Origin of the sequence: Pseudomonas sp. R1-1 (assembly GCF_051132135.1) — a bacterium.
GTDB lineage: Bacteria > Pseudomonadota > Gammaproteobacteria > Pseudomonadales > Pseudomonadaceae > Aquipseudomonas.
Window position 1 is genome coordinate 5,989,093 of record NZ_CP071663.1, and the last position, 25,633, is coordinate 6,014,725.

At 61.3% G+C, this 25,633-nt stretch carries 20 protein-coding genes and 1 tRNA gene; 4 read left to right on the plus strand and 17 right to left on the minus strand.

Features of this window, described 5'->3' with window-relative positions:
- Positions 1-68 precede the first annotated feature (68 nt).
- The 6 genes from J3P75_RS26785 to dibA all read right to left on the minus strand — a co-directional run bounded on the left by J3P75_RS26785 (position 69) and on the right by dibA (position 6,403).
- The gene (locus J3P75_RS26785) at positions 69-1,058 is read right to left on the minus strand and encodes a sulfate/molybdate ABC transporter ATP-binding protein (protein ID WP_332765794.1); all 990 of its coding nucleotides are present in this window, start codon (positions 1,056-1,058) and stop codon (positions 69-71) included.
- Positions 1,059-1,061: 3 nt separating this feature from the next.
- Positions 1,062-1,934 (minus strand): sulfate ABC transporter permease subunit CysW, encoded by an 873-nt coding sequence (gene cysW / locus J3P75_RS26790; RefSeq protein WP_090288166.1) that lies wholly within the window; start codon positions 1,932-1,934, stop codon positions 1,062-1,064.
- A gap of 12 nt (positions 1,935-1,946) precedes the next feature.
- A complete protein-coding gene (cysT, locus tag J3P75_RS26795) occupies positions 1,947-2,765 on the minus strand; it encodes a sulfate ABC transporter permease subunit CysT (RefSeq protein ID WP_090288164.1) in 819 nt (272 codons plus the stop codon).
- A 173-nt stretch (positions 2,766-2,938) separates the two neighbouring features.
- A complete protein-coding gene (locus tag J3P75_RS26800; RefSeq protein ID WP_434708792.1) occupies positions 2,939-3,952 on the minus strand; it encodes a sulfate ABC transporter substrate-binding protein in 1,014 nt (337 codons plus the stop codon).
- A gap of 132 nt (positions 3,953-4,084) precedes the next feature.
- Entirely contained in the window at positions 4,085-4,267 is a 183-nt protein-coding gene (gene oscA / locus J3P75_RS26805) for a sulfur starvation response protein OscA (protein ID WP_007917682.1), read from the minus strand.
- A 216-nt stretch (positions 4,268-4,483) separates the two neighbouring features.
- Complete coding sequence (gene dibA / locus J3P75_RS26810) at positions 4,484-6,403, minus strand: phosphodiesterase DibA (protein WP_434708793.1); 1,920 nt, start codon at positions 6,401-6,403, stop codon at positions 4,484-4,486.
- Positions 6,404-6,549: 146 nt separating this feature from the next.
- Between dibA and desA the strand changes: the two genes are divergently transcribed.
- Complete coding sequence (gene desA, locus J3P75_RS26815; protein WP_434708794.1) at positions 6,550-7,734, plus strand: delta-9 fatty acid desaturase DesA; 1,185 nt, start codon at positions 6,550-6,552, stop codon at positions 7,732-7,734.
- 145 nt (positions 7,735-7,879) lie between these two features.
- Complete coding sequence (locus tag J3P75_RS26820) at positions 7,880-8,869, plus strand: GGDEF domain-containing protein (RefSeq protein WP_434708795.1); 990 nt, start codon at positions 7,880-7,882, stop codon at positions 8,867-8,869.
- A gap of 136 nt (positions 8,870-9,005) precedes the next feature.
- On the opposite strand, the gene J3P75_RS26825 is transcribed toward J3P75_RS26820, so the two are convergent.
- The 3 genes from J3P75_RS26825 to gabD form a co-directional block, all read right to left on the minus strand.
- A complete protein-coding gene (locus J3P75_RS26825; protein ID WP_434708796.1) occupies positions 9,006-10,217 on the minus strand; it encodes an HDOD domain-containing protein in 1,212 nt (403 codons plus the stop codon).
- 139 nt (positions 10,218-10,356) lie between these two features.
- Positions 10,357-11,634, minus strand: a complete 1,278-nt coding sequence (gabT, locus tag J3P75_RS26830; RefSeq protein ID WP_434708798.1) for a 4-aminobutyrate--2-oxoglutarate transaminase — start codon at positions 11,632-11,634, stop codon at positions 10,357-10,359.
- Positions 11,635-11,819: 185 nt separating this feature from the next.
- Positions 11,820-13,262 carry an NADP-dependent succinate-semialdehyde dehydrogenase gene (gene gabD, locus J3P75_RS26835; RefSeq protein WP_434708799.1) on the minus strand — a complete coding sequence of 481 codons (1,443 nt, stop codon included), beginning with the start codon at positions 13,260-13,262 and terminating at the stop codon, positions 11,820-11,822.
- A gap of 431 nt (positions 13,263-13,693) precedes the next feature.
- On the opposite strand from gabD, the gene J3P75_RS26840 reads away from it, so the two are divergent.
- A tRNA-Arg gene (locus tag J3P75_RS26840) sits at positions 13,694-13,770 on the plus strand.
- Positions 13,771-13,847: 77 nt separating this feature from the next.
- Here the strand turns inward: J3P75_RS26840 and J3P75_RS26845 are convergent.
- A complete protein-coding gene (locus J3P75_RS26845; RefSeq protein ID WP_434711386.1) occupies positions 13,848-14,081 on the minus strand; it encodes a hypothetical protein in 234 nt (77 codons plus the stop codon).
- A gap of 70 nt (positions 14,082-14,151) precedes the next feature.
- Complete coding sequence (locus tag J3P75_RS26850) at positions 14,152-14,712, minus strand: YbhB/YbcL family Raf kinase inhibitor-like protein (RefSeq protein WP_203420252.1); 561 nt, start codon at positions 14,710-14,712, stop codon at positions 14,152-14,154.
- 138 nt (positions 14,713-14,850) lie between these two features.
- Here J3P75_RS26850 and J3P75_RS26855 point away from each other — a divergent pair, with 138 nt between their 5' ends.
- Positions 14,851-16,374 (plus strand): FAD-dependent oxidoreductase, encoded by a 1,524-nt coding sequence (locus J3P75_RS26855; protein WP_434708801.1) that lies wholly within the window; start codon positions 14,851-14,853, stop codon positions 16,372-16,374.
- A gap of 115 nt (positions 16,375-16,489) precedes the next feature.
- On the opposite strand, the gene pgaD is transcribed toward J3P75_RS26855, so the two are convergent.
- The 6 genes from pgaD to J3P75_RS26885 form a co-directional block, all read right to left on the minus strand.
- Positions 16,490-17,017 carry a poly-beta-1,6-N-acetyl-D-glucosamine biosynthesis protein PgaD gene (gene pgaD / locus J3P75_RS26860; protein WP_434708803.1) on the minus strand — a complete coding sequence of 176 codons (528 nt, stop codon included), beginning with the start codon at positions 17,015-17,017 and terminating at the stop codon, positions 16,490-16,492.
- Entirely contained in the window at positions 17,014-18,369 is a 1,356-nt protein-coding gene (gene pgaC / locus J3P75_RS26865) for a poly-beta-1,6-N-acetyl-D-glucosamine synthase (protein WP_434593668.1), read from the minus strand. The genes pgaD and pgaC overlap by 4 nt, the downstream gene beginning before the upstream one ends.
- A 1-nt stretch (position 18,370) precedes the next feature.
- Positions 18,371-20,368, minus strand: coding sequence for a poly-beta-1,6-N-acetyl-D-glucosamine N-deacetylase PgaB (pgaB, locus tag J3P75_RS26870; RefSeq protein ID WP_434708804.1), 1,998 nt, complete (start codon positions 20,366-20,368; stop codon positions 18,371-18,373).
- A 12-nt stretch (positions 20,369-20,380) separates the two neighbouring features.
- Positions 20,381-22,861: a poly-beta-1,6 N-acetyl-D-glucosamine export porin PgaA gene (pgaA, locus tag J3P75_RS26875; RefSeq protein ID WP_434708805.1), complete on the minus strand. Its 2,481-nt coding sequence runs from the start codon at positions 22,859-22,861 to the stop codon at positions 20,381-20,383.
- A gap of 260 nt (positions 22,862-23,121) precedes the next feature.
- Positions 23,122-24,627: a YdgA family protein gene (locus tag J3P75_RS26880; protein WP_434708807.1), complete on the minus strand. Its 1,506-nt coding sequence runs from the start codon at positions 24,625-24,627 to the stop codon at positions 23,122-23,124.
- A gap of 302 nt (positions 24,628-24,929) precedes the next feature.
- Positions 24,930-25,565 carry an NADH:ubiquinone oxidoreductase subunit N gene (locus J3P75_RS26885; RefSeq protein WP_090288119.1) on the minus strand — a complete coding sequence of 212 codons (636 nt, stop codon included), beginning with the start codon at positions 25,563-25,565 and terminating at the stop codon, positions 24,930-24,932.
- Between the last annotated feature and the right edge of the window lie 68 nt (positions 25,566-25,633).

Below are 25,633 nucleotides of genomic sequence, written 5' to 3' on the forward strand. Positions count from 1 at the left end.
CTCCCACAGGGGACTTTTGGTGATCACAAATCCAGTGTGGGAGCCAGCCTGCTGGCGATGCTGTTGCTTTAGAGGTTGGCGACCTTCTGCCAGACCTTCGGTTTGAAGAACAGCGTTTCGCCCTTGGCCAGGCCGATCAGGCTGTCGTGATCCTTGACCACTTCAGCCTCGATCAGATCGCTCTGCCCCTCAACCTTCAACGTCACCCGCGTGGTCGCGCCCAACGGCCGGATATCGCGCACTTCAGCGGCATGGTGATCCTCCAGCTCATGTCGGGACAACGACACTTCGTGCGGGCGGAACAGCACGTGGTTGTCGTCGCTGAGCAGCAAACGGTTCGAATCGCCGAGGAAGTGATAAACGAAATCGCTGGCCGGGTTTTCGTAGACGTCGCCCGGTGAACCGATCTGCTCAATCACGCCCTTGTTCATCACCACGATACGGTCGGCGACTTCCATCGCTTCTTCCTGGTCGTGGGTCACGAACACCGAGGTCAGGTTGATGTCCTCGTGCAGACGCGCCAGCCAGCGGCGCAGCTCTTTGCGCACCTTGGCATCGAGGGCGCCAAACGGCTCGTCGAGCAGCAGCACTTTCGGCTCCACCGCCAAGGCACGCGCCAGCGCGATGCGCTGGCGCTGACCACCGGACAACTGTTCCGGGTAACGATCCGACAGCCAGTCCAGCTGCACCATGTTCAGCAGTTCGTGAACCTTGGTCGCAATCTGGCTTTCGCTCGGGCGCTGGTTTTTCGGTTTCATGCGCAGGCCGAACGCGACGTTGTCGAACACCGTCATGTGCCGGAACAACGCATAGTGCTGAAACACGAAACCGACGTTGCGATCACGCACGTCGTGGCCGGAGACGTCTTCACCGTGGAAAACGATGTTGCCCTGATCCGGGGTTTCCAGACCGGCAATAATGCGCAGCAGGGTGGTTTTGCCACAGCCCGACGGCCCCAGCAGCGCGACCAGCTCACCGCTCTGGATGTCCAGGCTGATGTTGTCCAGCGCTTTGAATGCATTGAAATTCTTGCTGACGTTACGCACTTCGATCGACATGAATTATTCCTCCGCGGCGCTGGCGCGCAGGCGGTTGATACGGTTTTCGCTCCACTGCTTGAGCAGCAGGATAAAGAGCGCCAGGATCAGCAACAGGCTCGCCACGGCGAACGCGGCCACGTGGTTGTATTCGTTGTAGAGGATCTCGACGTGCAGCGGCAAGGTGTTGGTCACCCCGCGAATGTGCCCGGACACCACCGACACCGCACCGAACTCACCCATGGCGCGCGCGGTACACAGCACCACGCCATAGATCAGGCCCCATTTGATGTTGGGCACGGTGACGTGCCAGAACATCTGCCAGCCATTGGCGCCGAGCAGGCGCGCGGCCTCTTCTTCCTGGGTGCCTTGTTCCTGCATCAGCGGAATCAGCTCACGGGCCACGAATGGCACGGTGACGAAAATCGTCGCCAGCACGATGCCCGGCAGGGCGAAGACGATCTGGATATCGTGATCCTGCAGCCACGGCCCGAACAGGCCCTGCGCGCCGAACATCAGCACGTAGACCAGACCGGCGATCACCGGCGACACCGAGAACGGCAAGTCGATCAGTGTCACCAGCATGCTCTTGCCACGGAACGAGTATTTGCTCACACACCACGCAGCGCTGACGCCGAACACCAGATTCAGCGGCACCGAAATCAGCACCGCGAACACCGTGAGTTTCAGCGCCGACAGTGCATCGGGCTCAAAGATCGCTGTGAAGAACGCGCCGAGGCCGTTCTTCAAACCCTGCGATACCACGATGAACAACGGCAGCAGCAGAAACAGGAAAAAGATCAGCCAGCCAAGACCGATCAGGACTCTGCGCGAGGTGGCACTGCCACGCCGCGCAGCGTTGGCCGCCGAGGCGGCCGCAATAGACGATTGGGACATGTGCGCGCCTCCTTATGGGGTTTCGATGCGCCGCTGCAGCAAATTGATCAGCAGCAACAGGACAAAGGAAACCACCAGCATCAACACGCCAATGGCCGTGGCGCCGGTGTAATCGTACTGGTCGAGTTTGACCATGATCAGCAGCGGCAGAATCTCGGTTTTCATCGGCATGTTGCCGGCGATGAAAATCACCGAACCGTACTCGCCAACGCCACGGGCAAATGCCAGGGCAAAACCGGTCAGCCATGCGGGCAGCAGCGCCGGTACGAGGATATGGCGAAACACCTGGATCGGCTTGGCCCCGAGGCACGCAGCGGCTTCTTCGACTTCGCGAGGAATGTCGGCCAGCACCGGTTGCACTGTGCGCACCACGAACGGCAGAGTCACAAAGGTCAGCGCCAGGGTGATACCCAACGGCGTGTAGGCGATCTTGAAACCCAGGTCAGTGGCGAACTGCCCGACCAGGCCGGTCGGGGCATACAGCGCGGTCAATGCGATACCGGCCACGGCTGTGGGCAGCGCGAATGGCAGATCGATCATCGCATCGATCACCTTGCGCCCGGGGAAGGTGTAGCGCACCAGCACCCAGGCCAGCAACGTACCGATGATGCCGTTGATGATCGCCGCGCACAGCGCGGTGCCGAAGCTCAGCTTCAACGCCGCCAGCACTCGTGGTGCGGAAATGATCGCCCAGAACTGCTCCCAGGTCAGCTGAGCGGCGTGGACGAACATCGCCGCCAGCGGGATAAGCACAATCAGACTGAGGTACACCAAGGTGTAGCCCAGCGTCAGCCCGAAGCCGGGTATGACGGGGGAGATACGACGCGACATAAAAGTCCCTGGTTAAAAAGCATTCCGCTGAACGCATCAATGTGGGAGCGAGCCTGCTCGCGAAGAGGGAGTATCAGTCAACTCTACGTCGTCTGACACTGCGCTTTCGCGAGCAGGCTCGCTCCCACATTTTCCGCGCCTGGCTTCAGGCTTGATGTGTGGCTGAAGTCAGATTACTGCGCCTGATAAATCTGGTCGAACACGCCGCCATCGTTGAAGAATTTCGGCTGCGCGGATTTCCAGCCGCCGAAGTCCTTGTCGATAGTGACCAGCTCCAGTTTCGGGAACTGCTGGGCGTATTTCGCGGCCACGTCCTTGTCACGCGGACGGTAGAAATTCTTCGCCGCAATTTCCTGCCCGGCCGGGCTGTACAGGTGCTTCAGATAGGCTTCGGCGATCTGTGCATTGCCTTTCTTCTCGGCGTTCTTGTCGACCACGGCCACTGGCGGCTCGGCGAGGATCGACAGCGAAGGCACGACGATGTCGAACTTGTCGGCGCCGCCATCTTCTTTCAGTGCCAGGAACGCTTCGTTTTCCCACGCCAGCAGCACATCGCCCTGACCGTTGTTGACGAAAGTGATGGTCGAACCGCGTGCGCCGGTATCGAGAATCGGCACGTGCTTGAACAGGGTCTGTACGTATTCCTTGGCCTTGGCTTCGTCACCGCCATTGGCTTTCAGACCGTAGGCCCAGGCCGCGAGGAAGTTCCAGCGCGCACCGCCGGAGGTTTTCGGGTTGGGCGTGATCACCGAGACGTCGTTCTTGACCAGATCGCCCCAGTCCTTGATGCCTTTCGGGTTGCCTTTGCGCACCAGGAAGACGATGGTCGAGGTGTACGGCGTGCTCGCTTCCGGCAGACGCTTCTGCCAGTCGGCCGGCAGGCTCTTGCCGAGCTTGGCCACTTCGTCGATGTCGCCGGCCAGGGCCAGAGTCACGACGTCGGCTCGCAGACCGTCGATCACCGCACGCGCCTGTTTGCCCGAGCCGCCATGGGATTGCTGGATTTTCACGGTGTCGCCGGCATGGTCTTTCTGCCAGAACTTGATGAATTCGGCGTTGTAGTCCTGATACAGCTCGCGAGTCGGGTCGTACGACACGTTGAGCAGTTCGTAATCCTTGGCAACCGCGGAACCGGCAAACACGGCACTGGCCAGCGCGGCCAAAGCGTAACGGCGAATCGACGACATGGTGAAAGCTCCTGGAATTCCTGGTGGTGGCTTTTTCTTATGGATTGCGTAAATGGGCTGCCGGTCAAAGATCGCCGCCTGCGCCAGCTCTTGTCTGAAGCTCCCCGCAGGAGCTGGCGCAGGCTGCAATCTTCAGCCCGGTTGCTTGCCGGGTTGCTGCAAGCGGAATTTCTCTTTGCGTTCGATCTGCACGACCTGGGCGTTGTGCACAGTGATTTCCACCGCGCCGAAACGCAGATCGCGCAGGGCGCTCTGGATTTCACGCAAGATCGTGCTTTCGTCCTGACCGTCAACGCTGCGAAGGGATGCGCTCATGGTGCTGCTCCTTTGAAGGGGATATGCCTGGCAGTGGGCGGCACTGCGTTCGGCGTGGAAGCAATATAAGAGAGGTGCGGATATTCTTAAAAAGACTATTTAAGAATGTTTATATAACCAGAAAACCACTCCTTTCCACGCACCCCACAGGAACGCCGCCAACGGCGCTTTGCGCTGAGATTCCAACAGCCTCCCCGACGGGTATGAGTTGATGCGTCAACCAATCAACGGCGTGTGCGCCCAGTCAATCTCCTGCGCCGGGCTCGGCCGGCCAAACCAGTAGCCCTGCCCCAGATCGCATTCCTGTTCGAGCAGAAATTTCGCCTGCTCAATCTGCTCGATGCCCTCGGCATGCACCTGCATGCCCATGCTGCGGGCCAGCGCGATGATCACCCGGACGATCGCCACGTCATCGTCATCCCACGGCAAACCGGCGACAAAGCCCTGATCGATCTTGAGTTTCTGTACCGGCAAACGCTTGAGTCGCAACAGCGATGAATAGCCGGTGCCAAAGTCATCGATCGCCAGGCGGATACCCAGCTCACGCAAACGATGCATCTGCTCCAATGCGACTTCCGGGTCGTCCATCACCGCACTTTCGGTCACTTCAAGTTCCAGATACGCCGGCTCAAGGCCGGTGTCATGCAGCACCTGCGCCACCTGCTGATACAGCTCGCGCCGGGCAAACAGTCGCGACGACACATTCACCGCGACGAACGACAGCACCACGCCGGCCTGTTGCCATTGGCACATCTGCCGGCAAGCCTGCTGCATGACCCACGCATCGATGTCGGCAATCAGTCCGGTGCGCTCGGCAATCGGAATGAATTCCGCCGGCGAGACCAGACCGCGTTGCGGATGCTGCCAGCGCACCAAGGCCTCGACGCCAATCAGCCGGCTGCTGCGCAGGTCATGCACCGGTTGGTAGTAAACCCGCAGTTCGTGTTGCGCCAGCGCGCGGCGCAATTCAAAGGCGAGTTCCACGCGTTGCTGGGCGTGGGCGGTGAGTTCTTCGGTGTACAAGGCATAACCGTTGCGCCCGCTGCTTTTGGCCTTGAACAAAGCAGCATCGGCATTGCGCAGCAGTTGCTCGGCGCTCAGGGCATCGCTGGGGAACAGGCTGATGCCGATGCTGGCGTTGATCAACAATTCGTGGCCATCAATGCGAAACGCGTCCTTGAACGCATCGAGCATGCGTTGCGCCAGCGCCGCTGCCTGCACCGGCTGTGGACAACTTTCGGCGAGCACGGCGAACTCGTCGCCGCCGAGCCGCGCGAGGGTGATGCCGGGACCGAACAATCCCTGCAAACGCGCCGCCACGGCCTTGAGCAAGCGATCGCCCACGTTATGGCCGAGGCTGTCGTTGATCATTTTGAAGTGATCGAGATCGAGCATCAGCAGCGCGCAGCCGCGCTTGTGGATTTGCGCCGAGGCCAGCGCCTGCTCGGTGCGGTCGCTGAACAGCAGGCGATTGGGTAGATCGGTCAGCGGATCATGGTGCGCGAGGTGTTTGAGTTCGTCCTCGGAATGCTTGATCGCACTGATGTCGGAAAACACCGCGACGTAATGGCTGAGCCGGCCATGATCATCGTGAATCACGCGGATGGTTTGCCACTGTGGATAAATTTCGCCGCTCTTGCGCCGGTTCCAGATCTCCCCGCTCCATTCACCCTGCGCCTGCAACGTGGCGAACATGGCCTGATAGAAACCCGGCGGATGATGGCCAGACTTGAACAGACTCGGCTGCTGACCGATGACTTCTTCGCGCTGATAACCGGTGATCGCCATGAACGCACGATTGACGTGGACGATCAGGCCCTGATGATTGGTGACCAGCACGCCTTCGCGAGTGCAGTCGAACACCGCGGCGGCCTGACGCAAACGCTCACGATCGACATGGCGCTCGCGCAACCGGGCGCCGATGCCGAGAAACCCGTACAGGCGCGCCCGCGCCAGAAAGATCACCCCGGCACTCACCGCGGCGAACAGGTAACCGTTGATCAGTTGCCATCGGGCGATATCGACGGGGTCATCGAAGAAATTGTTTAATAAATGATCAGCTCCTTGCAGCCAGACCGTGGCAAGTACGAGATAGAGCAGCGCTGCACGCAAGGCATCGCGGTAAGTGGCAGGCATTCGACTGTCCATGTCCCTACAAAAAGGTTGGAATTATAGGTCAAGAAACATCCAGCGACTCTTTCCTTGAAGGGCGACTGGTTTTATCCGTGTGCTTGGTGATAATGCAACGGCTGTTTTTATCTTTATCGAGGGCCCTATAGCCTATGTGGTACGAAGGTTTTCTTGGCTTGTCGGCCTGGTCGCTGGTCGCGGTCACCCTGCTGATGACCCATGTGACGATTGTTGCCGTCACGGTCTATCTGCACCGTTATTCAGCGCATCGCTCGCTGGAGCTGAATGCAGGCCTTAAACATTTTTTCCGCTTCTGGCTGTGGCTGACCACGGCGCAGAACACCCGTGAGTGGACGGCCATCCACCGCAAACACCACGCCAAATGCGAAACCGAAGATGACCCGCACAGCCCGGTGATCAAAGGCCTGTCCACGGTGCTGCGCACCGGCGCCGAGCTGTACCGCGCCGAAGCGCAGAACCCGGAAACCCTGCGCATCTACGGCAAGAACTGCCCCGAGGACTGGATCGAGCGCAACCTCTACAGCCGTTACCCGTTGCTGGGCGTGGCGATCATGGGCGTCATCGATCTGCTGCTGTTCGGCACCATCGGCATCACCATCTGGGCGATCCAGATGATGTGGATTCCGGTGTGGGCCGCTGGCGTGATCAACGGTCTGGGCCACGCGGTTGGCTATCGCAACTTCGAATGCCGCGACGCGGCGACCAATCTGGTGCCTTGGGGCATCCTGATCGGCGGCGAAGAACTGCACAACAACCATCACACCTACCCCAATTCGGCCAAGCTGTCGGTGAAGAAATGGGAATTCGACCTCGGCTGGGCGTGGATCAAGGTCTTCAGCTTCCTCGGTCTGGCCAGGGTTCAGCGAGTTGCGCCGATCGCGCACCGGGTCGAAGGCAAGGGCAGCCTGGACATGGATACCGCCATGGCGATCCTCAACAACCGCTTCCAGATCATGGCCCAGTATCGCAAGCTGGTAATCGGCCCGCTGGTCCAGCAGGAGCTGGCCAAGGTCGATCATTCGGTGCGCCACCAGTTCCACCGCGCCAAGCGCTTGCTGTCGCGCGAGACCAGCCTGCTGGAAGACCGTCATCACCTGCGCATCCAGACCATGCTCGAGCACAGCCAGGCACTGAAGGTCATTTACGAAAAACGCCTGGCCCTGCAGCAGATCTGGGTCAAGACCAGTTCCAATGGCCACGACATGCTCGCCGCCATCAAGGACTGGATTCACGAGGCCGAGGCCAGCGGCATTCAGTCCCTGCGTGAATTCGCCGACCAGTTGAAAACCTACTCGCTGCGTCCTGCAGCCGTCTGAGACCGTTGATCGGTGCACCCGGCGTCCCGGGTGCACCGTTTGGAACTTCGCCGAAAATCGCCTATCTCAAAGACACTTCGCCACCCCGGCGGGCTGTATTGTGGCCGCTGTCGAACTCGCGGCACGCCCTTTGAGATTTGTGCCGATGGTCAACAACAATCCAAAAGACTCATCCGTTCCGCAGTGGCCCGAGGCCGCGCAAACCCTGATGGCGCTGATGCATGCGCAAGGCGAAGTCGCACGCCTGAGCGAGCGCGAACAGTTGTTCAGTTCCTTGCTGGTCAGCGTCAATGCCGTGCTCTGGGCATTCAACTGGGAAACCCGTCAGGTGCTGTACGTCAGCCCCGCCTACGAACGGATTTTCGGTCGCTCCGCCGGGCTGCTGCTCGGCGACTACAACCAGTGGCGCGACAGCATCTATCCCGATGATCTGGACTACGCCGAGCGCAGCCTCGCCGAAGTCCTGCACAAGGGCGCGGTGGAAGACCGCGAGTACCGGATCATCGCCGCCGACGGCCAGGTGCGCTGGCTCAGCGACAAATGCTTCATCAACCGCCAGGACGATCCGGACCAACCGGTGATTATCGTCGGCATCGCTGAAGACATCACCGACAAGAAGCACATGGAAACCGAGCTGCAACGCCTGGCGACCACCGATGTGCTGACGCAAAGCAGTAACCGCCGACACTTCTTTGAATGCGCCAACCGCGAATTCGAAGAAGCACGCCTGCGCGGTACGCCGATGGCGTTTTTGCTGCTGGATATCGACGATTTCAAAACAATCAACGACAGCTACGGCCACCCGGAAGGCGACACCGTGCTGCAACGGATTGCCGAGTGTGGCCGCAGCTCATTGCGCCGTGGCGATCTGTTCGGGCGAATTGGTGGTGAAGAATTTGCTGCAGTGTTTCCCGGTTGTGCACCGGAAATGGCCATGCAAGTGGCGGAACGCTTGCAGCAGGAGATTCAGCGCTTGCAATTCAGCCATGACGGCCAGACGTTCGGCATCACCGTGAGCCAAGGGCTGACCAGCCTGACCGATGACGACAAAAGCCTCGACAACCTGTTCGCTCGCGCAGATGCGGCGATGTATGAAGCCAAGCGCCAGGGCAAAAATCGCATTATTGCGGCCTGACCCGGTTTCATATTCAACACATTCCCCTGTAGGAGTGAGCCTGCTCGCGATCGCGGAGTGCCAGACGAAACGTTAATGACTGACCCTCCGCTATCGCGAGCAGGCTCACTCCTACATTGGGATTTGTGCGCTCCGGTTATTTACGCATCCGCATCAATTCCGGCAATCCAATTTTCAGCAACCGCGCCGTACGGCTCTTCGCCAGTTCCTCGACACCCTCATGCTCGGTCAGCCGCGCCATCTGCGCCGCCATGTTCATCACCAGCGCCTCACGAGAATACACCCCACCGCCGAGCTGATAGACCGAGGCGATCAATTCGCGCAGTTCCAGTGGCAGACGCCAGCGTGTACGCAACGCAGAACCATACGCCGCACCAAACTGCGCCAGCGCTTCACCGACCTCCTGGTGCTCGTCCAGTGCCCCGCCCGCCTGCTGCCACTCCTGCAGACAGCGCAGCAGCGCCAGATCGCCGAGGCGGTGCAGCATGCCGGCGCAATAGCAGCGCTCCTGATCCAGATCGAGTAAACGCGCCAGCGTGCGCGCATATTCGGCAGTGTGCAGGGACAAGCCCCAATAACGTTCGGCGTAATCCGCCAGACACGGATCGCTGAGCCGGGCGCTGCGCTTGAGCGCCAGGCCGAGGATCAGATTCATGCTTTGCCCGGTGCCCAGCCGATGCAGGGCTTGCGCCAGCGACTGCACCGGCGCGCCATGGTGCTGCGCCGCGCTGTTGGCCGCGGCGATCAGTACCGCGGTGATCTGAGGGTCGGTGCGAATCTCTTCTTCGAGCAGCTTCAGGTCGAGGCCATCGGGATTGAGGCTGCGCTTCACCGCCACTTGCACGTCGGTCATCAACGGCGCGCCGTCGGTTTGCTCACGGCGGCGCTCAAGAAACGCCGCCAGGGTCATGCCCGGCGCGAGGGCCGGCACTTCACAGAACACCTCTTGACCGGCGTTGAGCAGCAAACCCTGCAAACGCTCGGTCAGGCCTTCCATGTTCAACGGTTTGGTCAGGTACGCCGTCGGCGCCAGCGGGATGGCTTCGCGCACGCTGGCACTGTCGTTGCGGCTGCTCATCAAAATGAATGGCAGCGGCGGGTTGCGCTTGCGCTGACGCACGCTGCGCAGCACATTCAAGCCATCGACGCCGGGCAACTCCCAATCGACGATGGCCAGGTCATAGGGAATTTCGGTGAGCATCGACAGCGCTTGCTGGCCATCGGCACACAGATCCAGCCGCGCATCGCAACGCACGTTCAGCAGCACTTGTTTGAGCAGATCGCGCGACCAAGGGTCGGCCTCGGCAATCAGCACACGCGGTACGGCGGGTAATTCAACGGCAATCATGCACGCACTCCCTGGCAATGCCTTGACCTTAGCCAATGCTGGCCAATCGTTACAGCGCGAAACGCCGATATGTTTGCACCGGCATGAAAAAACCCGCCGAAGCGGGTTTTTTGTCGAGCCGATCACAGAATGCCGGGGCTTACAGCTCCGAGAAGCACTCTTCGATGATCGCCAGACCTTTGTCCAGTTGCTCGTCCGGCGAGGTCAGCGGTACGAGTACGCGCAGCACGTTGCCGTAGGTGCCGCAGGACAGCAGGATCAGGCCCTTGTCACGCGCTTTGGCCACCACGGCAGCTACAGCAGTCGGGTTTGGCTTGTGGCTGTCGCCGTTCTCGAACAGCTCGACCGCGATCATCGCGCCCAGCGCACGCACTTCGCCGATGACCGGGTATTTGGCCTGAATGTTTTTCAGGCCAGTGACCAGACGCTCGCCGACAGCCTTGCAGCGGTCCAGCAGGTGTTCTTCTTCGAACACTTCCATCACCGCCAGCGCAGCGGCACAAGCGATCGGGCTACCGGCGTAGGTGCCGCCGAGGCCGCCTGGTGCAATGGCGTCCATGTATTCGGCCTTGCCGCAGACGCCCGCCAGCGGGAAGCCGCCAGCGATGGATTTGGCGAAGGTGGTCAGGTCGGCAGCAACGCCCATCTGTTCCATGGCGAAGAACGTACCGGTACGGCCAGCGCCGGTCTGTACTTCGTCCGCGATCAGCAGAATGCCGTGCTGGTCGCACAGCGCGCGCAGGCGCTTCATGAATTCTTTCGGCGCGACGTAGAAACCACCTTCGCCCTGTACCGGCTCGATGATGATCGCAGCGATGTCTTTCGGCTCGGCGTCGTTCTTGAAGATCCGCTCGATCGAAGCGATCGAATCGTCGATGCTCACGCCATGCAGTTCGTTCGGGTACAGCGCGCGGAAGATGCCGCCTGGCATCAGGCCCATGCCGGCCGAGTACGGCACGACTTTACCGGTCAGACCCAGCGTCATCATGGTGCGGCCGTGGTAGGCGCCGGTGAAGGCGATCACACCAGCGCGACCCGTGGCGGCGCGGGCGATCTTCACGGCGTTCTCGACGGCTTCGGAACCGGTGGTGACCAGCAGGGTTTTCTTGGCGAAACCACCTGGGACCTTGGCGTTGATTTTTTCGCACAGCTCAACGTACGGTTCGTAGGCCAGCACCTGGAAGCAGGTGTGGGTCAGCTTGTTCAGCTGTTCGGTCACGGCGGCGATGATTTTCGGGTGCACGTGGCCGGTGTTCAATACCGCGATACCGCCGGCGAAGTCGATGAATTCACGACCTTCAACGTCGGTTACGGTGGCATTCTTCGCGGATTCGGCGAAGATCGGGTGAATCTGGCCAACACCGCGTGGTACAGCGGCGGTACGACGGGCCATCAGTTCAGCGTTAGTCTTGCTCATTACAGTCCTCATTCGCCGCTCATCGGGCGGCGTGGTTCAAGGATGAAGCGGGAGGAATCGGCGGTGGCAGCATGCGATGATCGACTGCCACGGCGTTCCCGGCCGCAGAGAAAATGCAGGTTTCAAGCCACGCAAAGGGACAGCGCTCTCGTGCCCTTTGCGTTTACAGCGCGCTCTTGCAGGGCTTAGATGCCCAGGCAGAGGTATTTGATTTCCAGGTAATCTTCGATGCCGTACTTGGAGCCTTCACGGCCCAGGCCCGAGGCCTTGATGCCACCGAACGGCGCGACTTCGTTGGAGATCAGCCCGGTGTTGACGCCGACCATGCCGTATTCCAGCGCTTCGGCGACACGGAACACACGACCGAGGTCGCGCGCATAGAAGTACGAAGCCAGACCAAACTCGGTGTCGTTGGACATCGCGATCACTTCGGCTTCGTCTTTGAAGCGGAACAGTGGCGCCAGCGGGCCGAAGGTTTCTTCCTTGGCCACCGCAGCGTTTTTCGGCACGTTGGTCAGAATGGTCGGCTCGAAGAAGTTGCCTTCCATCGCCTTGCCGCCAGCCAGAACGGTCGCGCCTTTGCTCACGGCGTCAGCGATATGCTCTTGCACCTTGGCCACGGCTTTTTCGTCGATCAGCGGGCCAGTGGTGGTGCCGTCTTCCAGACCGTTGCCGATCTTCAGCTTGGCGACTGCCACTTTCAGCTTCTCGGCGAACGTGTCGTAGACCGCGTCCTGAATGTACAGACGATTGGCGCAGACGCAGGTCTGGCCGTTGTTGCGGTACTTGGAGATGATCGCGCCTTCGACGGCCTTATCCAGGTCGGCGTCGTCGAACACGATGAACGGCGCGTTGCCGCCCAGCTCAAGCGAGACTTTCTTGATGTCCTTGGCGCATTCCGCCATCAGCTGGCGACCGATTTCGGTCGAGCCGGTGAAGGACAGCTTGCGCACGATCGGGTTGCTGGTCAGCTCGCTGCCGATGTCGCCGGCGCTGCCGGAAACGACGCTGAACACGCCCGCCGGAATGCCCGCACGCTGGGCCAGTTCGGCCAGGGCGAAAGCGGAGAATGGGGTTTGCGAAGCCGGCTTGAGCACCATGGTGCAACCGGCGGCCAAGGCTGGACCGGCCTTGCGGGTGATCATTGCCGCCGGGAAGTTCCACGGGGTGATCGCGGCGGTGACGCCGATTGGCTGCTTGATCACGATCAGACGCTTGTCCGGCTGATGGCCCGGAATTACGTCGCCGTAGATGCGCTTGGCCTCTTCAGCGAACCACTCGATGAACGACGCGGCATAAACGATTTCGCCCTTGGCTTCGGCCAGCGGCTTGCCCTGCTCAAGGGTCATCAGGCGCGCGAGGTCATCCTGGTTTTCGATCATCAGTTCGAACCAGCGACGCAGCTTGCCGGCACGCTCTTTGGCGGTCAGCGCACGCCAGGCCGGCAGCGCCTTGTCGGCAGCTTCGATGGCACGACGGGTTTCGGCAGCGCCCATCTTCGGCACGGTGCCGAGGATTTCGCCAGTGGCCGGGTTGTTGACCTTGATCGTCTGACCGTTGTCCGCATCGACCCAAGCGCCATCAATGAAGGCTTGCTGGCGGAACAACTGGGTGTCTTTAAGCTGCATGTCGGCTTTCCTTAACAGCACCGCGGCCAGCGCGGAGCAAAATTATGATTGTAGAAAGGCACCTCGCAAGGCTGCCGTCAGGGAAATCAGTGACCGGGTGTGGCGCAGGAGCAGTGCACGATTGGCAACACCAGCGCTTCGACACCCAGCAAAGAGCGTTTGAAATCTCAAACGGATCGTAGGATCAAAGGGGTTAAAGGACAATAGGTCGTTCGAAAAAAAGAACAAAAAGCCCATTTTTCAGATCAACGCACCCAAAACCCGTACCGCAGGAAAAACCTTAGATCAACCCCGGCAAAGCGCCAAGCGAGGGTTTTGCAGGACGTTACCGCTTTCTGGAATGCAGCGATTTCGCCGACACGCGCCCTGACAAAACCCGCCGAAACCCGGCATGGACGCCCCGAGTCGACCTAGGTATGATGTCGCCCGCTGCACCAGTAGCTCAGCTGGATAGAGTACTGCCCTCCGAAGGCAGGGGTCGTGGGTTCGAATCCCGCCTGGTGCACCATGAATCAAAACGAGAAAGCCCCGGACCGTGATGGCCCGGGGCTTTTTTGTGGCCGATGGGTAATCGTTGGATCAACGTCACTCCGTCGTCCAGTCAAACTCATCATATTCATCGTCGTCGCCCTCCTCCTCAACCTCGTCAAACACCTCATCGTCATCATCAACGAGGTCTTCCTCCGGCTGATTGAGCAAAAATTCCTTGCGCGTCTCGGTAACGGCACGCCGCATCTGCTCGCCTTTTTCCGGGCAGTTGAGCAGTTGGGCGATGCGGTCGATTTTTGCTGCCACGGTGTCCTCCAGCGCATTGGCCATGGCCCGATAGTGCGCGTTTTTGCGGGCCAATGCCAAATGGCTGGCGGGTTGCAAGCGTCAGCCAGCGACCTTAGCGGTGATAACGCCGTACCGCGCTGCTGTTGCGCAGCACATGGCCTTTGATTTTTTCCATCAGCTCGGCGCGGGTCAGGCCGGCGGGCAAGGCGTCGGGGGCTAGATCCAGGGCGTAAATCTGGATGATGTAGTGGTGCGCGCTGTCGCCCACGGGCGGGCACGGGCCCATGTAATGGGTGTTGCCTTTGCTGTTGGTGCCGCCGACGCCTTCGAGGGCGGACTTGGCGCCGACGCCGGCAGCGATCTGGCGGGTCGCGGGTTTGATGCCGTAGTGAATCCAGTGATCGACACCCAGGCCTTTCTGGCCGTCCGGGTCGTGCATGACGATGGCGTAGCTCTGGGTTCCGGCCGGGCCGGCGTTCCAGCTCAGCGCGGGCGACTGGTTCTTGCCGCCGCAACCCTGGGCGTCGCTGGCGGCGGCCGAGGTGAACAGGCGGTTATCGGAAACCCCCGGAATGCTCAGGGTGAAGCGTTCCTGGGCCTGCGCCGGAAACTGCACGCAAAGGGCGACGGCAACGGCCGCCAGCCAAGGGTTGAGAGAGGTCAATCGGGTCATTCCTGGAGCACCTTGTGCAGTGGGGCCGTCGTCGGCTTGCAAACTATAGCCGTACCGTTCATGCCGTGGCAGTAGCAAATGGCTGAACCTCGAATTGCCGCACGCGTTCACAAGAAAAACGCCTGTGAGGAAACCACCATGCCCCTGCACCGTGTCGCCCGTTTCGCCGATGTTCCGCAAGATCGAGGCCTGCAAGTGGAAATCGGTGACTGCAAGATCGTGCTGTTGCGGGCCAACGGCCAATTGCGTGCGTTTCAAGGACTGTGTCCGCATGCCGGCGCGCCGTTGGCCGAAGGCGCGCTGTGCCATGGGCGGTTGATCTGCCCTTGGCATAAAGCCGCGTACCGTGCCGAGGATGGTGCTCTGTGCGAGCCGCCGTCACTCGACAGTCTCAAGCGTTATCCGCTGGAGCTACGCGGCGATGAAGTCTGGGTCGATGACCAGCCGCTGCCCGATCCGCATACGCCGCCCGCCGACGATCCAAGGACGTTCGTGGTGGTCGGCGCAGGTGCGGCAGGTACCGCCTGTGCAGCCGCGCTGCGAGAAAAAGGTTTTGGCGGACGCATCGTGTTGGTCGACGGCGAAGCGGATGCCGGCTATGACCGCACGGTGCTGAGCAAATTTGTGCTTGCCGGCGAGATGGCGCCGAAAGAAGTCCCGCCCCTGCGTGACGAGGCGTTCTACCAAGCGCAGCGCATCGAGCGGGTGCAAGGCGAAGTCAGCTCACTCGACGCACCGGGCAAAACTCTTCATCTGAACAACGGCGGCGTCCTGCGCTATGACGCTGCGGTACTGGCTACCGGCGGCGCGCCCAATCCGTTGAAGCTGCCCGGCGCCGATCTGGCCAATGTCTTCGTATTGCGCTCGAAAACCCACGCCGAACAGATCATCGGCGCCGCTCAAGCGGATCAGCGCTCGGTGATCATCGGCGACAGCTTCATCGCCCTCGAATGCGCTTCGGCGCTGCGTCAGCACGGCCTCGACGTCACGGTACTGGCCCGCCATGAGACGCCCTTTGCCAAGCAGTTCGGCGAAGCCGTCGGCAAGGCGATTCGCGCCTTGCACGAAGAACACGGGGTGAAATTCATCACTGACCATGAGGCCACGGAAATTCTCGGTGAAGACAAAGTCGACGCGGTGCTGCTGGACAACGGTCTGCGCCTCGCGGCTGATCTGGTGCTGGCCGGGATCGGCGTGCATCCGGCCACCGAGGCGTTCGCGTCCTTGCCCAGGGAGGACGACCAATCGTTGCGCGTCGATGGCGGGATGCGCGTGAGCGAGGGGCTATGGGTCGTCGGCGACATCGCCACGTTCCCGTTGAACGACCAGCCGCAACGCATCGAGCATTGGCGCCTGGCGCAACAACACGCGCGTATCGCGGCTGCCAACATGCTCGGTGGCGATGAGCATTACCTGGATGTGCCGTATTTCTGGACCTATCACTTCGGCAAGAATTACGACTATCTCGGTTACGCCGACGCGTGGGATGAAGTCGAATTTGATGGCGAGCCGGAGAAACCGCCGTTCATAGGCCTGTTCGCCAAAGACGGCGTTGTGGTCGCGGCGGTGGCGTGCGACAGGCAGCGCGCGATTGCGCTGCTTGCCGAGCGGATGAAACAGCCGCTGTCGATGGCCGAAGCGTGGAAGCTGATTCGCGACTAACACCGATCGTTCCCACGCTCCTGCGTGGGAATGCAGCCCGTGACGCTCCGCGTCACTGGACGCGGAGCGTCCCCGGAGGCGTTCCCACGCAGAGCGTGGGAACGATCACATCGGGTTAACGAATCAGGGTTTCGCGCTGTTCGTCATCTTCGGCGTGTAAAAAGATCACCCGCGGATGCTCCAGCGGCGCCAACGGTGGCGGCAGCTCCGCCGGTTGTACCGGCCGCAAATGCGTTTCCACGTGACTGATATCGCCGTCCTGATCGTTGTGGATGGTCATCACCCCAGGCGTGCGCAGTTTCTGCAAGCGCTCGTCACAAAGTTTGAAGCTCTTGCTCAGCCCTTGGTCGTCGACCACCGGCGAGGGCAAACGGCGCTGGGCGAAGCTGCGACTTTTACGCTGCTGATAACGCGCCCAGCCAATCAGCACCACCGCGTTGACCAGCGCCACCCACAAATAGATCTGCAAGGTACCCAGCGCATCGAACGCCGAGTTGTCGATGCGCGGCCCGCCGGCATGCGTCTCAACCAACGGCCAGAGGCCGCGAATCAGCAGAAACAGCAGGCCGACCCACGCCACCAGCGTGATCAGCACATCGATCACCAGCAGAACGGGGCGCTGGCGGGTCCGGATGATTTTCATTTGATGACCTCCTCTTCGTCGTCGCCGAGCGGTTTGATGCCCCGGTCAGGGCTGACCCAGCGCGCACGTTGCTGATGTTGGCCGAACAAGACTTTGGGAAAGCTGACCAGCGTAGTCAGCAAACTGACGAACCAGAATGCGATCGGATACCAGACCACCCAGAACATGGTCTTGCCCAGACCCGGCTCGTAGCGGCGGTCTATGATGATGCTGACGCCGAACTGCACCAGGCACACGAACGCCAGCAGCAGCCCGGTAAACGCCGGCGGCATCAAGTGATGCACAGCGATCGCCTCGGGCATGACCACGAACTTGCCCACGCCCCAGAAAATCACCGAGAGCAGGAAGGTGAACGCCCAGCCGGTCGACAGGCAGTATTCGAACAGCAGCGGCCACAGGTAACGATGGCGGTACTGCCAGATGCCACGGATGTTCTTGAACAGCACTTCGGCACCGCCCTGAGCCCAGCGCAGGCGCTGCTTCCACAGGCCGCCGAGGGTTTCCGGCATCAGGATCCAGCACAGCGCGCGCGGCTCGTAGAAGATGCTCCAGTGATCGAGTTGCAGCTTCCAGCTGATATCGATGTCTTCGGTGATCATGTTCGGGCTCCAGTAGCCGACCCGGTTCAGCGCCGTGCGGCGGAACGCGACAATCACCCCGGACACGGTAAAGATCCGCCCGAACACCCGTTGCGTGCGCTTGATCAGGCCGATGATCGACGAGAACTCACCGACCTGCACCCGCCCGACCAGCGTCGAACGCGTGCGAATCCGCGGGTTGCCGGTCACCGCGCCAAGACGGGCGTTATCCAGCATCGGCGCGACCAGATAGGCCGCGGTGTTCGGCGCCAGCAGCGCGTCACCGTCAATGCACACCAGATACTCGCTGCGCGCGGCGATCGCGCCCATACGCAGCGCCACGGCCTTGCCCTGGTTCTCCGCCAGATGCAGCACGCGCAGGCGTGGATCTTCCATGGCCAGCGCATCGAGGACTTCGGCGGTGTTGTCCTTGGAACCATCGTTGATCGCGATGACTTCGATGTTCGGATAATGCTGGGCCAGTGCCGCGTGAATGGTATCGGCAGCGTTTTCACCTTCGTTGTAGCAAGGGATCAGGATCGAGATCAGCGGCTCACCGGCCAGCGGCGGCGGCAAGGTGTCGTCCTTCCATGGCCAGTGGCGCTCCCAGTGCAGCCAGAAATACAGGCCGCCGGAAATCCACAGGCCGGACATGAACAGCGGGTAGAAGAACACGAAGTCCATCAGGAACTGCCCGGTGACCAGGAAGATCAGGCCCAGCGGCACGCCGAGGACGAGCGCCAGAACCAGCAGGGCTAACAGTCTATCCAGCATCTCAGGGATTCCACTTGTTGGAGAGCGCAGGCCGTACGGTTTTCAGGTCCGGCAGATTGTCGAGAAAGTTGTCCGGGTAATAACCGAAGCTGGTCGCACCCTGACGCTTGAGACGGCCCATCCAGTCGGCCAGCTGTGCAGCGTCGATGTCGGCCTGGTCCTTCCTGGTCCAGTCCCGCGCCTGCAATTCGAAGACGGTGCGGTGCAGCGCGCCGGGACGTTTCTTGACGGTGGCGACCAACGCTTCCAGCCACGGGCCGGACTGCGCCTGGGTCTGTTTTTCCATCAGCGGCATGGCCATCGGCGCGGTCCAGTCGTAGGTCGCGAGGAAGTCATCGAGGTTCTGTGCGAACCAGGCTTCGCTCTCGGGATTGAGCATCGGCTCGGCAAAGATGTTGCGCGCGGTCAGCAGTTGCGGACCGCGAATGGCGCGGACCTTTGCCGTCAGCTCGTTGGTGAAATCGATAAGGTAGCGGCTCTTGAAGCGCGTCCAGCGTTGCATCGCTGCCGGGTCATCGCGCAGCGCGGCAATCGAACCCGGCAGACCCTGAGCGGCGTAGGCTTTCAGCGCTTGCGGACCGGCGTCTTCGAAGTCCGACAGCACTGCATCGTCGTGGTAGAGAATGCCGTCGACCGATGCCAGTCGCGCTACGTCCTCGTAGATCTCACCGATGATGCGCCGCACTTCGGGATCGAACGGTGACAGGCGTTTGTACTGATCCGGATCCACCGACGTGGTCGCGGTTTTCGGATCCCAACGGATCACTCGCGGCAGCTTCGGGTCCAGCTCGAAGCTGAGCACTGGCATCCACGCGTAGACTTTTACGTGAGCCCGGGTGCGCAGCTGCCATGCCACACGGTCGAACAGATCGGCGCGTACCGGCAAGTGGCGATTGGGGAAGTACAGCGAGTGCACCAGACCATCGCCCTTGGGATCGGCGAAGGCTTGCAGGAACACCGTGTTGGCGCCCAGGTCGGCCATGCGCTGCACCAGTTTGCCGAGATTGATGTCCTGCTGCGCCGGGTCCGGGTCGTAGACGTTGTCCAGATCGACATGCACCACACGCATGGCCTGCTCCGCCTGCGCACCGACCACGCTGTTGGCGAAATGCTCGCCGTCCGGGTCGGAGGCAACGAGGAAGCGCGGGCTGCTCATCAGATTGTCGAGAGCATCGAGACCGTCATCCAGGGTCAGGGCCATTTCATAGCCTTCCTCACCGACCACGGTCAGTGAAGTGCCATCCGCCGCGCCATACGGCCAGACCCAGACGCGCGGCTTCTTGCCGGTGGCCTTGCGGATCTTCTCGGAAATATCGCTCACGTCCGTACGAATCCGTGCGCGGAAATCAGCTTCGGACTCATAGCGCTTGGTGACCGGGTCGTAACGTCGGGTCGCGGCGGCCGGCTGCAGGTTACCCTGCGGGTTGGCGAGGATGCCCTTGTGGTTGGCGTCGGTGTGCGCGGCGATTTCCACCAGACCGGATTGCGAGATCTCGCGCACCTGATCCCAGGTCAGGAAGTCGGAACGTGCACGCGGCGTGCCGGCGAAATCCACCGGTTGAGTGAGCGGCGTGTCGACCCAGGTGCCGACCGGCGCCAGCAGCGCGTGCCAGTTGTAGGCACGCAGCACTGGCAGCACGCGAGTGTAGAAGCTCGCATAGCCGTCGTCGAAACTCAGCAGCACGGCTTTCGCCGGCAACTGCGGGCCGCCCTTGCGCGCGGCCATGATCTGATCGACCGTCACCGGCTGGTAGCCATTTTCGCGCAGCCACGCCAGTTGCTCGATCATACGTTCGGTGCGCACCGCCACCACGGCCTGATCGGGATCACGGTCTTCGACATCGTGATAGGCGATGCCGAGGAAATGGTTTTTCGGCCACGGTTGTTCGCTGGCAACCACCGGGCGCTCGGAGGGCGGCGCGAAGGCCGGGGCTTGCTGGGCACAGGCACTGACCAGCAGCGCTCCCAGCAGAAGGATCAAACGCGAGATAAAAGGCATGTTCAAACTCTTCTAGAAGCGCAAAGTCAGGTCGACGAGCAGGCGCAGATCGGTTTCTCGATCTCCGTCGTAAGGCCGGTTGATCACACTGAACAGGCCGCCGACCTCGAACACGTCGTTCCACGCATAGCGTTGGCCATAGCCAAGCAGGGCCATGCCGCCGGTGCCGTGATCACGCTGACTGTACGTCCCCGCGCCGGCCTGGAATTGCTGACTCCAGGCCGTTTCATAGCGGTGGTAGAGCACGTGACTGACGTTGACCAGCGGCATCACGCTGAAGTCGGATTTGGGATTGAAGTACGGCACGTCATCGGATTGCGAGTTGTGGCTGCTGCCGACTTCCAGACCGGCATCGACCTGCAGGTTCGGCGCGCTGTAGACGCCCTCACGACCGGTCAGCAAGGCTTCGACGCGGTTATTTCCATCACTGAAGTGCGACGGGCTCACCGACAGGCGCCACTCGCGGCTTTCATTGGCGCGCCAGCGCAGGAACGCGCTGCCACCATTGGCCTTGATATCGCTGTTGAGCGCACGCAGCGGCGTTTCCGCTGACAGGTATTCGAGGCTGCCGCCGTACTGCCAGTGATCGTTGATGTCGCGGGCCAGCGCCAGCCGCGCGCCCTGCTTGTCGCCGAAACCGTAGTCGTGATTGGAGACTTCCGCTTCAAGGGTCATATCACGGGTGCGCCGCTCCAGACCGACACGCTGGAAGCGATGGTGACCGGTGCCTTCAGCGAAATCGCCGGTGGCGTAACCGAGGCCGGCGAACACGCGCCAGTCTTCGTTGATCGGCGGGCTGTACAGGGTGCTCTGGATGCCGAAATCGCGACTGCCACTGACCGCGCCAGCATCGCCACTGCCGCCGCCATTGGCCTTGCCGCCGTAGGCTTCGACGCGCAGCTCGGCCATGTCGTGAACTTCGCGCTCACGGGCCAGACGCTGCACCTGACGGTTGTCCGGGTTACGCGCCACCACGTCGTCGACCAGCACATCGTTTTGTCGCCACTCCTGCAGCTCCATGGCGGTGCGCGCTTGCGCCACCTCCAGACCGATGTCGCGCGGCGCGATACTCTCGGTTTCCTTGAGCTGGCTTTCCGCGCGGCGCGGCCATTGCCGCGCCAGATACAGATCGGCCTGGGCCAGACGCAAGCCGACATTGCCCGGCGCCTGATCGACCAGCGTCTGCAAGCGCTCCTCGCCGTGGGGCAGGTCGGAACTGTAAGTGCCGGCCTGCGCTGCCAGTTGCTGGGCGTCCATCCATTCATCGTTGGGGTTGCCGATCGGCAAGCCCTTTAGCTCGACGCGCGGGCGCTGTGCCTTGGCGAGGTCTTCGGCAACCTTGCGCGCTTCTTCGGCGCGATCGCTTTCCAGCAACGAGTAATACAGCGCGGTGGTGTCTTCAAGGCGATTACCACTATCGGCGTCCGGTGCCGAGAGCACCTGGCGATACAGGTCGGTGGCGATTTCCGGCTGACGCTGATCCAGAAAGGACGCTGCGACCCAGCGCAACGCGTAGGTCGGAATCTTCACGCCTTCGCCTTGCAGCTTCTGGTATTCGCTGATGACCTCAGCCGTGCGTGCCCGCGCCTTGAGCGCGCCCATGCGGTCGATGCGCCAGCGGATCACGTCATCGTGAGCCGTGGCATCCGGCGTCCAGGTGGCGAGCAACTGGTCGTAATCGGCCAGCGCGCGGTCGGCGATGACGTAGCGTTCCTTTTCGCTGCGCGTGGCGAACTCGGCGAGGCGCACGCGTTCGGCAGCCAGATCGCCTTCGAGGCGGCGCAGGGTCACCGGATCGATAAGACCCGGACGCTGCCTGGCCAGGCGCAGCGCCGGTTCCGGCAAGCGCGCCTTTTGCAGCGCAACCACGTATTCACGGGCGACTTCCGGTTTGCTGCCGGCGCGGATAAATGCCTGATCGTATTCGAACAACGCGTCGTATTGCTTGCCAGCGCGGGTCAAGGCATAGCCCAGCGCCAGACGCCGCGCAGGATCATCGGGTTTGGCGGCGACCAGCGCTTTGGCCCGTGTCACTGCTTCATCGGGTTTGCCGGCATCCGCCTGGGTCAGGGCCAGGCCCAGCTGCAGGTCGGCGTTGTCCGGCTCCAGGGCCAAGGCCTTGTTGTAGACCTCGGTGGCTTTATCCCAGCGCTTGAGGTTGCGGTAGGCGCGCGCGGTGGCCGTCAGCGCCTGCACCGGCAGCACGCGGTCGCGGCCCTCGGTCTCGTAGACCTGCACCACTTCGGCGTCAAATCCGGCCCAACTGGCGATTTGCAAATGGTCGCTGATTTGCCCGGTGCTCGCCTGACCCGGCGGCACCTGGCGCAGAACCGTCAGCGCAGGCGTGTAGTGCCCTACGCGCGCATCGCGCACCATCTGATCGTAGGCTGTGTCGGCGAACGCGAAGGCCGGCCAGAGCAACTGGCTGCACAGCGCGACTCGAAACAAAGGGCGTAAACCACGATGTAATACAAGACCATCAATACGCGGCATTCGTCAGCATCCTTACATGGCCAGCCGGGTCGCGATGCCCCTCTTTGCCCATTCGTAACGGTGGCCGATTACAACGTCCAGAGGCCACGCTTAGTCAGGCAGTGTTGCACGCAAGCGTAGACCAGTTTTCGTAACGCAATAATTGTTCAGAATGCTTGCAGCAGTCCGACCGGGACCGCGAAAGAACCCGAACGCCAGACAGCAAAACGCCCGGCGTCTGTGGGTGACAGAGGCCGGGCGTTTCTATTAATGCCGCTGAATCACTGCACTTGCGTGACGCCGGCGAACTTGCTCATCAGGAAGCCGACGAATTGCTCGACGGTCATTTTCTGGCCGTTGAACTCGACCTGATTGGCCGCGTAATGCAGCTTGGTCACAACATTGGTGCCATCGACCACTGCCAACTGCGAACCGACCGCCATGCCGGCAAACATGTCAGCCGCTTCCTTGGACTGGTCGACAATGGCTTTGGCATCGGTCTGGCCATCCAGTTGCGCCTGCACGCTGAGCAGATCGACCAGCATCGGTTTCGATACCTGGATGTTCAGGTCCAGCAGCGCGATCAGTTGCTTGCCGAGTTGGTCCGGCGGCAGATCCATCGACTGCGGCTTGGTCAGGTCGATGACCAGGTTGGCGCGGCTTTCGCCGTTGGCGGTGTTGAACGAAAGGTTCTCCAGCGCCAGTTGCGGGCCGGCGGCGAGCAGTTTCTGCAGGTCGGCTTTGACTTGCGCATTTTCCGCTTCGGTCAGGTTCAGCTCCGGTGCCGGCAAACCTTGAGCGGCCGCTTCGGCGGCGGCTTTTTCGTAAGGCTGCAGCTTGGTCTGGTAGATCTGCATCAGCGACATCGTCGACGGTATGTCGAGGTTCTTCAGACTCATGGCCATGGCCGCCGAGCCGACTTTCTTGTCGTTGAGCGTCACTTCGCCGATTTTGTAGTCAGCACGTCCGGAGGCATTGCTGGCGTTTTCTTCGGTGCGGTTCTTCATTTCGAAGTTCTTCACACCCAAGACCATCGGCTGCGCACCGAACGTGGTTTTGCTGCTGGTCACTTCCAGGGTGTTTTCCCCGGTGTAGTAGCCGTAGCTGCTCTTGGCCAGATTGCTGGCCAGGGTCAGACCGTTGAGTTCAACCTGCACCGGCGTCTGGTCTTCGGCCACGGTGACGAGTTTGAGGTTGTCCATGTAGCCGTCCGCCTTGACCTTCTGCGCCTGGGCGCTGGCGGAAATGTCCATGGTCAGGCCGGAAAACTTCAGGTTCGACTGGGCATCCAGCGCGGTTTCGAACGGCACCAGGTCAAGCGTACTGGTGGTCGATTCGTCGTAGCCGATGTTGGTCACGCCTTTGAGCGGTGCGGCGCCCTTGGTTGCGGCGAACCACTTTTCCGTGGTCGGGCTCTTTTCCAGCTCGTAGTTGCTGGTGGCCATGACCGGCAGCCACTTCAACGACACCAGCCGTGAGAATGGCAGCGGGCCGTGCTCGATGTGGTCGACGAACAGCAGCTCGACCGGCGCATCGCCGAACATCTCGCCTTCACCTTTGAGACGGTAGTGCGCGGTGCTGGTAAAGGTGTGGCGCTCCAGCGACACCAGTTCCAGCGACGCCGTGCCGTTGGAGCCGGCCATGGCGGTCTGCAGCTCTTTGTTGGCGTTGCTGACGGCGTTGTTCAACACGCCCTCGATCTTGGTCCCGGTGTACCAGGCCCCGCCCGCGCTGATCGCGCCGATGGCAACAACAATTCCGAGAAGCACGCCTGCTGATTTATTCATGAATGACCTGATCGATTTCCGTGGCTGTGAGTGTGGTCGTCTTCCCTGAACCCGTGACCGGGTCGCGGCTCGACTGCGCTGAATCCAGCGGTGGAGATTAGCACCGGGCACGGGATTGGGCCCAATGTTTAAAGGTTAAAGAGTGTCCATGGGGGGAATGGACAGTGAGCAGGCAGCGAGAGTTTCGCGGTTAGCGAAGCCGCCATCGCTAGCAGGCTAGCTCCCACAGGGGATCAGCGGTGAACACAAACCTATGTGGGAGCCAGCCTGCTGGCGATGAGGCCGGTTGATTCAGCCAGGCATCAGGAATATTCAGCCTCGATCTCATCGAGTTGATGATCAAAGCTCTTCAGCCGTGCCGTCCAGGTGTAAACCAGCACTTCAAAGTCGCGGTCGATCACCGCACCCTCCGGCCCCTCGGCGCGTGGGTCGCAGAAATCCAGTTGATAGCGTTCGCGGGCCATGGCCGTGGCGACGTCGGACAGTTCACGGGCATTGTTCAGCCAGTGCCAACCCTCGTCGGCGATCTGCTTGTCGAGTTCCAGGCATTGTTTCTTCAAGGCTTCGAGGCTTTTTTCCAGCGGGGTGCCGGTGAGTTCGCCCATGACTTCGGCGAAGGTGCGCCCGGGCTGCCAGTAGCTGCCCCAAAAATAGCGGTCGAACACGGTTTCGACCCGGCGCAGAGCAACTTTGGTGTCCCAGATCAGCACCAGGACCTTGCCTTGTTCCAGCTGGCGTTTCTTGACCCGCTGCACTTGAACCGAAGCCCACGCGACCACGACGATCGCCATCACCGCGATCAGCGCCACGGCACTGTCGAGAAAGACCATGGCCGTGTCGATCTGATGGGCCAGCATGATGCCGTAGAAATAGGTGGCCGATAGCAGAACCAGCGCTATCAAGGCGCACCAGAAGCCCAGAGCATAAGGGTTTTTCATTATTGGTTTCCCCCGGACCAGCGCCAGCGATGCGTGCAGAAGGCGCGCTTTGCACGGGGCGCGCCTCC